We start from the raw sequence: 14526 nt of genomic DNA, 5'->3' as shown, positions 1-14526 counted from the left end.
AAAGCAACTTGATTTAGTTATACTACTAGCTAAAATGAACAAATAAAGTAAGATTCAATCAGCCCATCTGTAAAGATTTGGAAAACGCAACGTATCACACAGTGAATAAAACGAAGCAAGTATCCATACCAGTTGTGCTGGCGACCATAGCAAGAGTGAACCACCTGATCCCTTCCCGAACTCAGAAGTGAAACCTCTTAGCGCTGATGGTAGTGTGGGGTTACCCATGTGAGAGTAAGTCATCGCCAGCTCATTATTCTAAACACCCCCGTTCTAATGAATGGGGGTGTTTTTTATTGGGGCAGAAAAAATATATGTGTGGGAAATAAACATAAAATTAAACTATGACTTGAGTTTTTAAATTTAATAGAAAAACTATACAATCGAAGGGTAATCAATTAAACAAAATTAAAAGAGAACTACCTCCTCCTAATTAACTTTTTATAACAAGATTTCGCGTCTGACTTTATTTGAGAACTATGTTTGATAGAATTAATTTAATAAGATTATTTTTATAATTGGAAAAATCTCTTTTTTCTTCTGCAAATTTCAGTTGGATATGTATGACAAATGGAGACTATATGTTATAAATATTGAATAGGCATGATTTTTGCTTGTTTTATGGAAAATGAAATATATGAAATTATCTGTTGGATTGAAAGTAGCGAATTCTCTATCGTTAACACCTCAATTGCAGCAGGCGATTCGTTTGTTACAACTCTCTAGTTTAGAGCTTGAACAGGAAATTCAGATTCAACTAGATAGTAATCCTTTACTTGAAAAAATAGAAGAAGAATCACTAACGGAGAGTCTGGCTGCATTAGAAAATAAAGAATCGGATGACTTAACGACTGAGCTAAATGCAGATCATTTACCTGATGATTTACCTGTTGATACAGAGTGGGATGATGTTTATACCCATCAATCAACAGCTTTGGCTACTCCAGAATTTGAAGAGCGAGAAGATAATCGCCAAGTTCAATTGTCGCTAAAGGAACATATTCTAGAACAAGTTAACCTTTTGCATTTTTCTAAAATAGATCAATTAATTGCTTATTGTATTGTTGATGCATTAGATGATAAGGGATTTTTAGATGCTGAAATTGAAGAAATAATTTTAGCGGCACAACAATTATTGAATGAAATGGATATTGAGGAAGAGATCGAAGAAGATGAGGTTTTAGTTGTTTTAAAACACATTCAACGACTTGATCCTTTAGGGATTGGTTCACGTAATTTAGCGGAATGTTTAAAGGTACAGCTCGAATTTCTACCGAAAGATGTTGAATATCTAAACGAAGCAAAAAATCTATTGCAGTATTATGAGCTTTTGATAGCCAATGATCTTAATAAATTGCTCAAACAAACTGGTTTAACGAAAGACCAATTAAAATTTGCAATCAATCTTTTAAAAACGTTAAAACCTTATCCTGGTATGGATTTTGATAAGCAAGAATCTGATTATCAAATTCCCGATGTAGTGGTTTCAAAAAAAGATTTACATTGGCAGGTTCAGCTAAACCCAGATGTACTTCCTAAATTAAGAATTAATTCTTTTTACTCTAGTATGATTCGTAGAGCAGATCAGAGTGAGGATAATTTATATTTACGTAACCAAATGCTTGAGGCGAAAAACTTTATCAAAAGTATTGATGAAAGGCATAAAACGTTATTAAAAGTAGCTTCTTGTATCGTAGAGCATCAAAAAGCTTTTTTGGAAATAGGCCCGGAAGCGATGAAGCCGCTAGTTCTTCGAGACGTGGCAGAAGAAGTCGAATTGCATGAATCTACAGTTTCTCGTGTAACTACAAATAAATATATGCTTACGCCTCGTGGTCTATTTGAGTTGAAATATTTTTTCTCTAGCCATGTAGGAACAACAGCAGGGGGAGAGGCATCTTCCACCGCAATTCGGGCAATGATTAAGAAACTAGTCGCCAACGAAAATCCACGTAAGCCTTTGTCAGATAATGTAATTGCTACATTGTTAAAGGATGAGGGAATTGAAGTGGCTCGAAGAACGGTTGCAAAATATCGAGAATCGTTACATATTCCTTCGTCGTCTGAAAGAAAAGTCTTGATCTGAATTTTGAAGTATGGCTATTCTAGAGATTCATTATGACGAAATAATGAAATTTCATTTTCACCAAGAGAGTAACTAAAATGGTTTAATTGTTCTAAGTTTTCTTTTTGATAGCATTAAATCGTTTTAGTTCTTCTTTAGATAACCTAAAAAAGGTGAGGGATAGAATTATGCAAATAACGATTCGTGGACATCATTTAGCAATTACACCAGCTATAGAAGAAAATATTAAATCAAAATTTAATCAGTTAACAAAACACTTAGATCAGGTGAATAGTATGCAGATTAAATTAACAAAAGATCATCAAATTGATAAGCGCTCTCATAAAGGTAGTTCGAACCATGTTGCAGAGGCTATTGTAAGATTGCCGGGAATTGAGTTGTTTGCTCAGGCAACTGCTGATGATATGTATACTTCAATTAAAAAACTAACTGAAAAATTAAAAAAACAATTATTAAAATATCGGAAAATGCAGTGCACTTATTCGCAAGTTGCTGTTTCTATTTAATAAGTTTTATATAATTGAAAGAGGCTTGAAACATAGCCTCTTTTTTATTGATAAAATATAAACACGTACTGAATTCTTTGAAAAAGTTATAGTAAAATACTTCGTTTTACACCTTAGGTTGTGTCAGAGGTCTTTGCAATGAATAGTGAACAGCTCACTCAAATTTTAAAAGAAGCTTTCCCTGAAGCGGAAGTAGCGGTGAGCGGACAGGCCGGAAAATTTGACCTCCGTATTGTGGATGATCAATTTGACGGTAAGCGTACTGTTGCTCGCCAACAATTAGTTTATGCACCATTAAATACTTATATTGCAAGTGGCGAAGTTCACGCGGTAACAATTCGTGCAATGACCAAAGATGAATGGCGTAAAGCAAGCCTTTTCGGAGCTTAAATATTAATGGATAAATTTTTAATTACGGGTGGTGTTAAGCTCGACGGGGAAGTGCGCATTTCTGGTGCTAAAAATGCAGCTTTACCATTACTTGCTGCAACTATTCTTGCAGACTCTCCAATTACGATCACTAATGTTCCAAATCTTAAAGACGTAAATACTTTGGTCAAGTTGATTGGTGGTTTAGGGGTTACAATCGGCTATGAAAATGACACAGTAAAAGCTGATACCTCTACTTTAGATAATCAGTTTGCTCCTTATGAGCTAGTAAAAACAATGCGTGCCTCAATTTTGGTTTTAGGACCATTATTAGCGCGTTACGGTAATGCGAAAGTTTCTTTACCAGGTGGTTGTGCAATTGGATCACGTCCAGTTGATCAACATTTAAAAGCTTTAGAAGCTTTAGGTGCACATATTGAAGTTGAAAATGGTTATGTCCATGCTTCAGTTGAAGGTCGTTTAAAAGGTGGCGAAGTTGTTTTTGATATGGTTACCGTTGGCGGTACTGAAAACATCTTGATGGCTGCTGCACTAGCTGATGGTGTTACGACTATTCGTAATGCAGCTCGTGAGCCTGAGATCACTGACCTTGCTCAAATGCTCATTAAAATGGGCGCTAAGATTGAAGGACTTGATACTGATACTCTTGTTGTAACTGGAGTAGAAAGTTTGCATGGCTGTGAATATGCTGTGGTAGCTGATCGTATCGAAACGGGATCTTATTTGGCTGCTGCGGCAATTACGGGCGGTCGTGTCAAAACTACACATACCGACCCTGCATTACTTGAATCTGTTTTGGATAAGTTTGAAGAAATGGGTGCCGAAGTCACTCGTGGTGATGACTGGATCGAACTTGATATGTTAGGCAAACGCCCTAAAGCTGTAAGTTTTAGAACTTTGCCACATCCAGAGTTTCCAACAGATATGCAAGCTCAGCTTATGGCTGTAAATGCTATTGGTCGTGGATTTGCAACTATCTCTGAAACGATTTTTGAAAATCGTTTTATGCATGTTCCTGAATTGTCACGCATGGGTGCTAATATTCAGGTTGAAGGTCATGATGCTGTCGTGACTGGAGTAGAAACTTTACAGGCTGCACCTGTAATGGCAACAGATTTGCGTGCTTCGTTCTCTCTAGTTTTGGCAGCTTTAGTGGCAGAAGGAGATACCTTAATTGACCGTATCTACCATATTGACCGTGGTTATGAGCATGTCGAAGAGAAACTTCAAGGTTTAGGTGCCAAAATTAAGCGAGTAAGTTAATGAATGATGTAAGAAACGATGATCCTAATTTTGATGTGATGGGCAATTTTGATCATGGTTTGACCTTGGCACTCAGTAAAGGACGTATCTTAAAAGAGACGTTACCTTTACTAGCTACAGCGGGTATTAATTTGCTCGAAGATCCGGAAAAGTCCCGCAAACTGATTTTTCCTACTACGCATAAGCAAGTACGTATTTTGATTTTACGTGCATCTGATGTGCCTACCTATGTAGAAAATGGCGCAGCAGATTTAGGTGTAGCAGGCAAAGATGTGTTGATGGAACATGGCGCTCAGCATGTATATGAGCTACTTGACCTGAAAATCGCTAAGTGTAAATTAATGACTGCTGGTAAAGTGGGAATGGAACGTCCAAAAGGCCGTTTAAAAATTGCCACGAAATACGTCAATCTTACACGTCAGTATTATGCAAGCTTAGGTGAGCAAGTCGATGTGATCAAACTCTATGGTTCTATGGAGTTAGCGCCTTTGGTGGGTTTGGGTGATTACATTGTCGATGTGGTCGACACTGGTAATACGCTAAGAGCGAATGGTCTTGAGCCATTAGAGGAAATTTGCAAAGTTTCTTCACGTTTAATTGTAAATAAAGCTAGTTTTAAACGTAAGCAAACTCTATTAAATCCAATCATTTCACAGCTTGAGCAAGCTGTTCAATCACGTTAAAAGCAATTTCCCATCATGCTTTTGTGATAGTTGCTTCAGATGATGCCCACAAGCGCTTAGAAAAAGAGTAAACTTGGTTTTTCTTTTTCGCCTTGTGGGTAAATTGATGCGACGTTTATCGACTCAAGATCAGAACTTCAAACAGGTTTTTGCTGAGCTTTTAGCATTTGAAACTGTAAATGATCTTAATTTAGTGCAAACAGTAGATCAAATTATTGCTGATGTTCGTCAGCATGGTGATGATCATGTTTTGAAGCTTACTCAACAGTTCGATAGACATCCTGCGCATCAATTTTCAGATTTAGAATTATCTCAACAACAACTTAAAACTGCTTTTGATAATTTAAGCCCAGAAATTCGTGATGCTCTAGAGTTAGCAGCAAAGCGTATTCGTTCATTTCATGAAGCTCAGAAACAAGAGAGCTGGACTTATATAGATGATTTGGGTAATACATTAGGACAAAAAGTCACACCTCTAGACCGTGTGGGTATTTATGTACCAGGTGGTTTAGCCTCTTATCCGTCTTCAGTTTTAATGAATGCAGTGCCAGCCCATGTTGCTGGTGTACCTGAAATTATTATGGTTGTTCCTGCACCAAACGGTGAATTAAATCCATTGGTTCTAGCTGCGGCTTACCTTGCAGGAGTGAGTCGAGTATTCACTATTGGGGGAGCTCAAGCTGTAGCAGCTCTTGCTTATGGTACTCAGACTATTCCACCTGTAGATAAAATTACTGGCCCTGGAAATCGTTTTGTGGCGGCTGCCAAACGCGCTGTATTTGGTCAGGTTGGTATTGATATGATTGCTGGACCTTCTGAAATTTTAGTATATGCAGAAGGTGAAAATAATGCAGATTGGTTAGCTATGGATGTTTTATCTCAGGCTGAACATGACACAGTTGCTCAAGCTATTTTCATTACTCCTGATGAAGCTTTGCTTAATGCGGTAGAGTTGGCAATTGAAAAGCATTTAAATGAATTGCCAAAGGCAGACATTGCGAGAACTTCGATTGAAAACCGTGGTGCTTTGGTATTAGTAAAGGACCGTGCAGAAGCAATTGATTTGATTAATCAAGTTGCACCAGAACATTTGGAACTTTGCTTAGATGATGCCGAGGCTATGAGTGAAGATATTCGCCATGCTGGAGCAATTTTCATGGGGCGCTATACACCTGAAGCAATTGGTGACTATTGTGCAGGCCCAAACCATGTATTACCGACCTCTGGAACTGCTCGTTTTTCTTCTCCATTAGGTGTTTATGATTTCCAAAAACGTTCGAGCTTAATTATGTGTTCGAAAGATGGAGTCAAATCGTTAGCTAAGACAGCAGATATATTGGCTGTTCAAGAGAACTTAGATGCCCATGCACGCTCAGCTCGCTATCGTTATCAATAAGCTTATAAACCTTGTAGTTTTTTAATTATTACTCAGGGCTGGTTTTCAGCCCTTTTTTGAGATAAGACCATGACTTTATCTACAGCACAAATGCGCTTTTGGAGTCCAGAAGTTCGTGAGTTAGAGCCGTATGTTCCTGGTGAACAGCCTAAAATTCAGAATTTATTGAAGCTCAATACAAATGAAAATCCATATCCGCCATCACCAAAAGTAGTTGAAGCAGTTCAAGCTGTTTTAACTCATCAGGCTGATGCATTGCGTTTATATCCAGACCCAGATGCTACGGCATTAAAACATGCGATTGCTAAGCAACAAGATATTGAAGTTTCGCAAGTTTTTGTTGGTAATGGCTCAGATGAAGTACTTGCTCATATTTTTAAAGCATTTTTTCTTCAAGATGAACCAATTCTTTATCCAGATATCACTTATAGCTTTTATCCAGTTTATAGTCAGTTTTTTGGTACAAAGACTAAAGAAATCCCACTCAATGATAATTTTGAGATAGAAGTTAAAGATTATGTGCAACCAAATGGTGGGGTTATTATTACAAACCCTAATGCTCCAACAAGTATTGCACTAGGCTTAGCAGAAATCGAACAAATTTTAAAAGCTAATCCAGATCGAGTGGTTGTCATTGATGAGGCTTATGTTGATTTTGGTGCAGAATCAGCGGTGAGTTTAGTAAATCGCTATGAGAATCTGGTTGTGTGCCAAACAACTTCAAAATCTCGCTCTCTTGCGGGTTTACGCGTTGGCTTCGCGATTGCTCAGTCTCATTTAATTGCTGCACTTGAAGCTGTCAAAAATAGCTTTAACTCATATCCTATTGATCGTTTTGCAATTGCAGCAGCGGTAGCCTCTTTTGAAGATCAAACTTATTTTGAAGAACAATGTCAAAAAGTTATTTCTAGTCGTGAAAAGTTAGTAGATGAATTAACTGCTTTGGGCTTTAAAGTTTTACCTTCTAAAGCAAACTTTATTTTTGCTTCACATCCATCGCATGATGCAGGTCAGCTTGCACAGCAATTACGTGAGCAGGGCATTATTGTGCGCTATTTCAATAAGCCTCGTATTAATCAATTCTTGCGAATTACTGTAGGAACTGATGAGCAAAATGAGCGTTTAGTACATACATTAAAAGAAGATATTCTCTAAATTTTACTCTGCTGTGCTGTTCATTAAGTTCAGCATAGCAGAGACTTTATCAAGACTTTCTTGATATTCTGCTTCTGCATTTGATGCAATCGTAATACCACCACCTGCCCATAAAGAGAGCTGATTCTGATATTGTTGAAAACTACGGATGAGAATATTCCAGCGACCAGTTCCATCAAAATTGAAGTAACCCAATGTCCCGCAATATGCACCTCTTGAAGCTTCCTCTAGCTCTTCAATGATCTGCATTGCCCGAATTTTGGGAGCTCCTGTGATTGAACCTCCTGGTAAGGCAGAGAGCAGCATTTGCATAGGATTAATATCATCTTTAAGAGTCGCAACGATCTCGCTTACCATGTGATGTACTTGATTAAAACTTTCAATCTCGAATAATTTTGTTGTTTTTACAGATCCTGTATTGGCATAAATGCTCAAATCATTACGTAATAAATCGACAATCATCACGTTTTCTGCTTGGTCTTTTTGAGAGTTTTTTAAGGTTTGTTTAGAAATAAAATCTTTTTCTGCATTTTCATAGCGAGGCATTGTGCCTTTAATAGGTCTAGTTTTAATTTGTTTATTTTGATTGAACTCGATGAAAAGCTCGGGAGAGCAACTTAATAATTCAAAATCATCTAATTTTAAATAACCTGCATATGGAGCATTTGTAAGTTGCCATAAATCTTTAGCTTTATTTAATAAGGATCCTGAAAATTTAGCTTTAAACTCTTGGGTTAAATTAATTTGATAGCAATCTCCAGCCTTAATATATTCTTGTATTTTATAGAAAGCATCGAAATATTGTTTTTTAGACCATCTTGGTTGAATAGTGGTTTTTAATTCAAATGTATTTTTAGAGTTATTGGAACCAAAATTCTCTATTTTATTTTCAATATATGAGAATAGATCAATTGCATTTTCTTCATCACTAAAAAAATACCAATCATTATCTATATATTTTAAAAAAGATCGATATTGACCTAGGAATAAAGAAGGTTGTATATGATTTTGCCCATTAATAAATTGATGCGCACTGAAATCATAGCTGATAAAACCAATATAACCACCTATAAAACTTGTTGTTGATTTAATATCTTTACTTAAATTATTTTCTTTAAATTGAATGAAATTTAAAAGTTGATTTGATTTTGATCTATTTTTATATTCGTTAAAATTTTGGCGCTCAAATTCTAAATAATTTTCATTTTGAATAATAATATAATCTTGCGGAAGAAATCCAATAGTTGGGTTGTTGTTGTCATTTAAATAAATAAGCCCAGTTAAACCATCTAATTTTTTTAAAATATCGGCAGCATTTTTACTATATAAAGAGATTTTTTTCTTTAACTGAGACATTTTTAAATAAAAGAGTGTTTAATGAGAGAGTAGTTAGTTTACTATAAGTTGTACTTCATCAGGAGAAAGTCTTTTAAGTACTAAACTTTTTGCTGATAAAATGAACGAAATTTTAACTGAGAATTTATTGTTTTTAGCAAGGTTTGTGTAGAAAAACTTGAGTGTACCGTTTGTCGGGTAATTGGCAAAAAATGCACAACACTAGTTGAACAAAAATTAACGTAGATGTAATTTAGTAATTGCTAAGCAAAACTACTCAAGGACTGGAAGTTTCGGTTGCCATATAAAGAAAAATGCAACTTGAGACAATAGAGTGGTTAAGTCAAAAAATAAATGCTCTTGGGAGAGTGCTCAATGAAAATGTTTACTAAACTTGCTTTAGTTTCTTCTTTAGCTATCAGTGCAAATGCAATGGCAATGCAGTCAATGGACGATGCTGCGCTTAGTGCTGCTACTGGTCAAGATGGTATTAATATCGGTATCGCTTTAGGTACTGGCGGTATTTCTATCGATAAATTATTTATTCATGACAATGATGGTTTGGATCCTGCTACTGGTATTACTGGTGCTGCAGCAACTGCAGGTGCAATTACAATCACAGGTACAACGGCAACTGGCGGTAAAGCGATAACCCTTACGCAGGTAGATACGACACAGAATCTATTGGATCTTAAAATTGATAGCGTTGGTGCATCTGCTACAAATGGCGCGTTTTTAAACGTTGCTGCAAATGTAGGGGCAGTTAATGTAAAAGTTGGTTCTATTGGTGTTGGTAGTTCTGGTACTTTAAATGAAACTACTGCTGTACGTGGTATTACAGAAGCTGCTCCAACTGAAATTCTTTCTGGTTTGGATTTATCTTTAGGCGCTATTTCAGCTAATGTTCAATTAGGTGCTACGCCACAAGGTGCAATGATTAAAGTAAATTCAAGTTTACAAGGTGGTTTAACTCTATCTAACCTAGGTATTAACGATGCCGCTGGCGGTGGTAAAATCTTCTTGGATAAAGTTATGGTCCGTGGTGCTGGTAATACAACTGGTAACTTAGATGTGAATGCAGATATTTCTGTTGTACCGACTGGCTTAAAAATTCAAAATAATAGTGCTCAAGGCATGAATGTCTATGCACAGGGTATTCGTTTAGGTTCAAATACTGCTGCTTCAATTGGTGATGTGGAAATCCAAGGTATTAATGTTGGTACTTCTACAATTACAATTTCTGGTCACTAATTTAAAAGCTTTAGTAAAAAAGCGCGTTTAATACGCGCTTTTTTAATTTATTAACTCATCTAATTTTGTTATATAAAAATATATTTTAATTGATAAAAACAATCTATTAATTTAAAAATCAACTTAAATTAAGCATAAAAGTCTCTCTATTTTTATAAAACTAAACGTTCATCAAAAAAAATTAAAAAAAGGCTGTTTTTTTCAAAAAAAAAAGGTATCTTCAACACACAGGGATGTAGAGCTATTGCTCTAAGAATAAAATGAATAAGGCCGGTTTGGCCACCATTTAGAACAAGTGCTTATGTTAGAGATTGCTTTGGGCTCAGCATTGATATATTACTTTGCGACAGAAGCCTTCGAAATAGAAAAAAAGCCACCGGGAACTGTTTATTATACAGAAACGGCCGATTCACGTAATTTATCTTTTCGCCGAAATCATATTGAGCCTGTAACGATTAAGCCAGCGATAGAAGATCAATTTCGCGGTATTGTTCGACAAGCATATGACTATAGCTGTGGTTCAGCTGCACTTACAACTTTGTTGAATGGTTATGTGGGTACAAGCTTAACTGAACAACAAACAATGAGTGGTTTACTTCAGTATGGTGAGTATCAACGAATTATTGAACGCCGTAGCTTTTCACTACTTGATATGAAGCGTTTCGTAACTGCTATTGGTTTGGATAGTGGCGGTTATCGAGGAGAGTTCTCTGATTTAGTTAAATTAGGTCAACCTGCGATTGTTCCCATTTCATATGCTGGTTTTAAACATTTTGTCGTATATAAAGCTTATAAAGATGGACGAGTCTATGTAGCTGATCCTGCTTTAGGCAATATCAGCTTTGATGAAAATCGCTTTAAAGAGGTTTGGGATAATAATACTTTATTTGTTATTTCTGTGCCTGAATCACAGCGTAAAGACTTATTAACATTGAAAGATGCTGATATGCGTCATGTGGAAGATGCAACTGTTAACCGTTATGCCTTTGTGGATGTGCAATATCCAACGTTTAATTATGATCGTTTAGCAAATAAAGCCTCAACAATGCGAAGGGTTCTGGATAATGATAGTCACTCTTCCAATCATAATCAGCCGATAGAAACTTATATGCGTCTTTATTACAAGCGTAAGTAATGAAAATTTGATTTAGTAAAATAAATAAATTGGGTGGGAAGAAATATGAATAATCGATGGATGAAGATGAGTGTATTGGCATTAAGCATGAGTGCTATTACAGGTACACTTTATGCAGATGATCAAGTTGCACAAGCAGATGTACAAAATAGTACAGCTGTTTCTGAAGCGACCACGGTATCAGATGTAACGCCAACATCAAATTCAGTGCAAGAAGATGCATTAGCTCCGACTAATGGATCTACCACTACTGAATCTGAATCTACATCAGCTAATCCAGAAGCAAATCAAGCCGCGACTGCTTTACAGAAAAAAGAAGGAGATGCGAGCCAAGAGACCAATTTACAAGAAGTTTTTACCTCGAATGAACGACAATATTCATTAATTAAAAAAGGCGAAATTTCAACATATTATGATCTCGATTATACCTATTACCGCGATAGTATTTTAGATTTAGCATTAGGAGATGATAATTCTAGTATTAGTCGATTGAGTATTAGGGAAGATGCTCAGCATACATTGACCAACAGTTTTACAGCTCAATATGGTGTTTTAGATAATTTAACACTTTCAGCGACTGTACCTCTTGTTGCTAAATCTGATATTGCTAGTGATTCAGATACTGCAGGGTTAGGGGATATTTCATTAGGTGCACGTTGGGAACCTTTCCCATTGAAACAAGGACGCTTACCTTTAGTTTTGTTTGGTAGCGTTTCTACTAAAACTGGCGATAGTCCATATGAAGTTGCTCAAAATGAACTTTCAACTGGTAAAGGGTATTACTCTGTAGGTTTAGGAGCAAGTACTCGTAAATATATCGATCCGGTGGTTTTATTTGCTTCAGCATCTGCCAATTATGGTTTTAAAGAGACTGGTTTAAATCAGGTACGTGGTAATCGTATTTTAGAATCTTTTGATCCTGGAATCAGTGGAGGATTCTCTTTCGGTTTTGCCTATTCCTTTAACTATGATGTGTCCTTAACCATGTCTTACCAACAAAGCTTTAACTTAAATTCAGAGTTTCAGTTTGCAAATGGTGAATCATATCAGTCACCAGATCAGAGTAGTGCGGTGATGGCTTTTGCTTTGGGGGTACGTGTTTCACCTGATACGATTGTTAACGGTACAGTTGGCTTTGGTTTAACAGAGGATGCACCAGATGTTTCACTTGGTTTGTCATTCCCGCTAGATATCTTAGGTTTGCGCAAAAAATAAAAATAAGGAGATAGGCAGGTGAAATATCCTAAATTATGTCCTTTAACAATGGCAATTGTGATCTCTGGTTTTTCTAGCTTTGCCAATGCTCAATTAGGACAAAACCTAGCTGTTGATATTCGTTCATTATCGATGGGGAATGCTGTAACAGCAGATCCACCAGGTATTAGTGCTGTTCATTTTAACCCTGCAGCGTTAGCCAAGATTGATGGGCTACAAACTGATGTACAGGGTATTCTTGCTAATTTTGATATCCAACGCGAGTTTTCAGCCCCCCCTGGCTATAATATTTTTGGTTATTCAGATGATCCTCTTGTCTGTAATGATGGACCAGAGGTTACTGCTAATATTTGTACAGATTTTAAGGGACCTGTGCGTGGTGATGTTGAATACGCTAGCTTGTATGTCCCTATCCTTAAAAAAATGGTTGATTTAGGGGAGGGTTATCCACTGGTTGCTCCTACTGCAGGAATTGCCTACAAACCACCTGGCTCAAAAGTAACTTATGCAACAGCGATATATGCACCATTGGTTGCTGGTTTTGGAGCAGAAAATGGAAATGCTGGTAACTATATGGGGCAGCAAGTTGCAGTAGAGCGAATCACCTATTTATCCCCATCTTTTGGTTTTCAAGTAAATGATCACTTATCAATTGGTGCCTCAATTGGTATGTCTTATAACGCACTAGCATTGAAAACTGATCTTCGCTTTCCAAATGAGATGCTTGGTGTATTGCGTATGGTTGATGAAGTGGTTTGCGCACCATTTAAGAATAACAATGACATGATTACCGACTTATTATTATTTGGTATGTGTAATGCTCAGGAAGGAATGAACCCATTTAATAAAATGGGAGCTTTACAAGTTTCATTGGAGCAGTCTTTAAGTCCAAGTTATAACTTGGGCTTATTGTGGGAACCGACAGACGATTTTGGCTTCGGTATGGTTTATCAAAGTTCAGCCAAGATGCGTATGAAAGGCAAATACTTGATTGATAACGCTAAAGCACCACAAGAATTGATTAAGGGATTGAATTCATCTGCTACAGGTCAAATTTTAGCTAGAATTTTAGGTTTGCCTGGTTATGTACCTGATATTGAATCAGGTTTAGTTGCAATGGATCTAGAGTACCCTGCACATTTTCAGGCAGGTATTAAGTATAAGATCTTGCCAGACTTACAAGTGAATTTTGATGTTGGTTGGACAGATTATTCGGCATGGGATAAATTTAAATTTGAGTTTGATCGTCAGATCTCATTACTCAAAGTTGCAAAATTATTATCTAATGATGTGACTGATAACTCTTTAGCATTACCTTTAAAATTTACTTCACCATGGAGTTGGGGTATTGGTTTAGAGTATTCAGCAACGGATCGTTTAAAATTACGAGCTGGTTATGAGCCCCGTGCCAGTGCTATTCCTAATGACAAACGTAATACCATGGTCCCAATTAATAATGCACAATTATTTGGTTTAGGATTAGGTTATCGTTTTGATGCAGATACAGATTTGGATCTTTCAGTTGGTTTCTTACGCAGTCGCGATAACATACCCGCGTGTACAAGTACTTTATCGAATAAATGTGGTGTTGATAATATTTTATTAAATCCTTATGCGGGTTTAGATGTAAAAACGAATACTAAAGTTACAGTGCTTGGTTTGAGTTATAGAACAAAATGGTAAGACAATATAAATGGATGTTCCGCCCTAAACTTGCTATCTCAATTTTATCTGTTGCGATGGTAAGTGTTTCTGTATCTTATGCAGATGGTTTTTACACGATTATAGGTCCAGATGGGCGTCCTATGATTGTACCGAGTAAAAAAGTTGATCAAAAAAGACAGCTACCTCCTAGAGTGGAAATACAATCTCAAAATCTACCGAATAAAATTATAATTGATCCAGCTCAAAAAGTTTCTAAAGAAAAAACTACTATCGATTCACCAAAAAAAATGGAGCAATCAACACAAAAGAAATTAAATACTGCACCGACTGCACCGACTGCACCGACTGCACCGACTGCACCGACTGCACCGACTGCACCGACTGCACCGACTGCACCGACTGCACCGACTGCACCGACTGCACCGACTGCACCGACTGCACCGACT

Annotated in this window: 12 protein-coding genes, 1 rRNA gene and 1 pseudogene; 13 read left to right on the top strand and 1 reads right to left on the bottom strand. The window is 36.7% G+C overall.

Annotated features, from left to right (window positions below; translation table 11 throughout):
* The first annotated feature begins 136 nt into the window (after window positions 1-136).
* The 8 genes from rrf (at window position 137) to hisC (ending at window position 7479) form a co-directional block, all read left to right on the top strand.
* Window positions 137-251 (top strand): 5S ribosomal RNA (gene rrf, locus J536_RS23000).
* 386 nt (window positions 252-637) lie between these two features.
* Window positions 638-2086, top strand: a complete 1449-nt coding sequence (locus J536_RS22995; protein ID WP_017481232.1) for an RNA polymerase factor sigma-54 — start codon at window positions 638-640, stop codon at window positions 2084-2086.
* Between the two features lie 167 nt (window positions 2087-2253).
* Entirely contained in the window at window positions 2254-2592 is a 339-nt protein-coding gene (gene hpf, locus J536_RS22990; RefSeq protein ID WP_005071251.1) for a ribosome hibernation-promoting factor, HPF/YfiA family, read from the top strand.
* A gap of 138 nt (window positions 2593-2730) precedes the next feature.
* Window positions 2731-2982: a BolA family iron metabolism protein IbaG gene (gene ibaG, locus J536_RS22985; protein ID WP_002115399.1), complete on the top strand. Its 252-nt coding sequence runs from the start codon at window positions 2731-2733 to the stop codon at window positions 2980-2982.
* 6 nt (window positions 2983-2988) lie between these two features.
* A complete protein-coding gene (gene murA / locus J536_RS22980; RefSeq protein WP_002115380.1) occupies window positions 2989-4245 on the top strand; it encodes a UDP-N-acetylglucosamine 1-carboxyvinyltransferase in 1257 nt (418 codons plus the stop codon).
* A complete protein-coding gene (gene hisG / locus J536_RS22975) occupies window positions 4245-4928 on the top strand; it encodes an ATP phosphoribosyltransferase (protein ID WP_005071248.1) in 684 nt (227 codons plus the stop codon). Before murA ends, hisG begins: the two co-directional genes overlap by 1 nt.
* A gap of 106 nt (window positions 4929-5034) precedes the next feature.
* Window positions 5035-6324 carry a histidinol dehydrogenase gene (gene hisD / locus J536_RS22970; protein WP_017481234.1) on the top strand — a complete coding sequence of 430 codons (1290 nt, stop codon included), beginning with the start codon at window positions 5035-5037 and terminating at the stop codon, window positions 6322-6324.
* A 69-nt stretch (window positions 6325-6393) separates the two neighbouring features.
* Window positions 6394-7479, top strand: a complete 1086-nt coding sequence (gene hisC, locus J536_RS22965) for a histidinol-phosphate transaminase (protein WP_017481235.1) — start codon at window positions 6394-6396, stop codon at window positions 7477-7479.
* A 3-nt stretch (window positions 7480-7482) separates the two neighbouring features.
* On the opposite strand, the gene J536_RS22960 is transcribed toward hisC, so the two are convergent.
* Window positions 7483-8835 (bottom strand): anthranilate synthase component I family protein, encoded by a 1353-nt coding sequence (locus J536_RS22960; protein WP_017385832.1) that lies wholly within the window; start codon window positions 8833-8835, stop codon window positions 7483-7485.
* Between the two features lie 354 nt (window positions 8836-9189).
* Between J536_RS22960 and J536_RS22955 the strand changes: the two genes are divergently transcribed.
* From J536_RS22955 to J536_RS22935, 5 genes and pseudogenes are all read left to right on the top strand, one after another.
* Window positions 9190-10065: a DUF6160 family protein gene (locus J536_RS22955; protein WP_017481236.1), complete on the top strand. Its 876-nt coding sequence runs from the start codon at window positions 9190-9192 to the stop codon at window positions 10063-10065.
* A gap of 301 nt (window positions 10066-10366) precedes the next feature.
* On the top strand, window positions 10367-11200 hold the full coding sequence (locus J536_RS22950; protein WP_002115878.1) for a C39 family peptidase: 834 nt from the start codon (window positions 10367-10369) through the stop codon (window positions 11198-11200).
* Window positions 11201-11245: 45 nt separating this feature from the next.
* On the top strand, window positions 11246-12415 hold the full coding sequence (locus J536_RS22945; protein WP_068791397.1) for a transporter: 1170 nt from the start codon (window positions 11246-11248) through the stop codon (window positions 12413-12415).
* Between the two features lie 18 nt (window positions 12416-12433).
* Entirely contained in the window at window positions 12434-14098 is a 1665-nt protein-coding gene (locus J536_RS22940) for an OmpP1/FadL family transporter (RefSeq protein ID WP_032007207.1), read from the top strand.
* Window positions 14092-14526, top strand: a pseudogene (locus J536_RS22935) (protein FilE); the annotation flags it as partial. The gene J536_RS22940 and the pseudogene J536_RS22935, both read left to right, overlap by 7 nt.

Origin of the sequence: Acinetobacter sp. 809848, assembly GCF_000581275.1 — a bacterium.
GTDB classification, from domain to species: Bacteria; Pseudomonadota; Gammaproteobacteria; order Pseudomonadales; family Moraxellaceae; genus Acinetobacter; species Acinetobacter pittii.
This window is presented reverse-complemented; position numbering and strand designations above follow the sequence as displayed.

Excerpts from the sequence above, each read along its gene's own strand:
- J536_RS22995 (WP_017481232.1), top strand. The coding sequence starts at position 638 with ATGAAATTATCTGTTGGATTGAAAGTAGCGAATTCTCTATCGTTAACA.
- hpf (WP_005071251.1), top strand. The coding sequence starts at position 2,254 with ATGCAAATAACGATTCGTGGACATCATTTAGCAATTACACCAGCTATA.
- ibaG (WP_002115399.1), top strand. The coding sequence starts at position 2,731 with ATGAATAGTGAACAGCTCACTCAAATTTTAAAAGAAGCTTTCCCTGAA.
- murA (WP_002115380.1), top strand. The coding sequence starts at position 2,989 with ATGGATAAATTTTTAATTACGGGTGGTGTTAAGCTCGACGGGGAAGTG.
- hisG (WP_005071248.1), top strand. The coding sequence starts at position 4,245 with ATGAATGATGTAAGAAACGATGATCCTAATTTTGATGTGATGGGCAAT.
- hisD (WP_017481234.1), top strand. The coding sequence starts at position 5,035 with ATGCGACGTTTATCGACTCAAGATCAGAACTTCAAACAGGTTTTTGCT.
- hisC (WP_017481235.1), top strand. The coding sequence starts at position 6,394 with ATGACTTTATCTACAGCACAAATGCGCTTTTGGAGTCCAGAAGTTCGT.
- J536_RS22960 (WP_017385832.1), bottom strand. The coding sequence starts at position 8,835 with ATGTCTCAGTTAAAGAAAAAAATCTCTTTATATAGTAAAAATGCTGCC.
- J536_RS22955 (WP_017481236.1), top strand. The coding sequence starts at position 9,190 with ATGAAAATGTTTACTAAACTTGCTTTAGTTTCTTCTTTAGCTATCAGT.
- J536_RS22950 (WP_002115878.1), top strand. The coding sequence starts at position 10,367 with ATGTTAGAGATTGCTTTGGGCTCAGCATTGATATATTACTTTGCGACA.
- J536_RS22945 (WP_068791397.1), top strand. The coding sequence starts at position 11,246 with ATGAATAATCGATGGATGAAGATGAGTGTATTGGCATTAAGCATGAGT.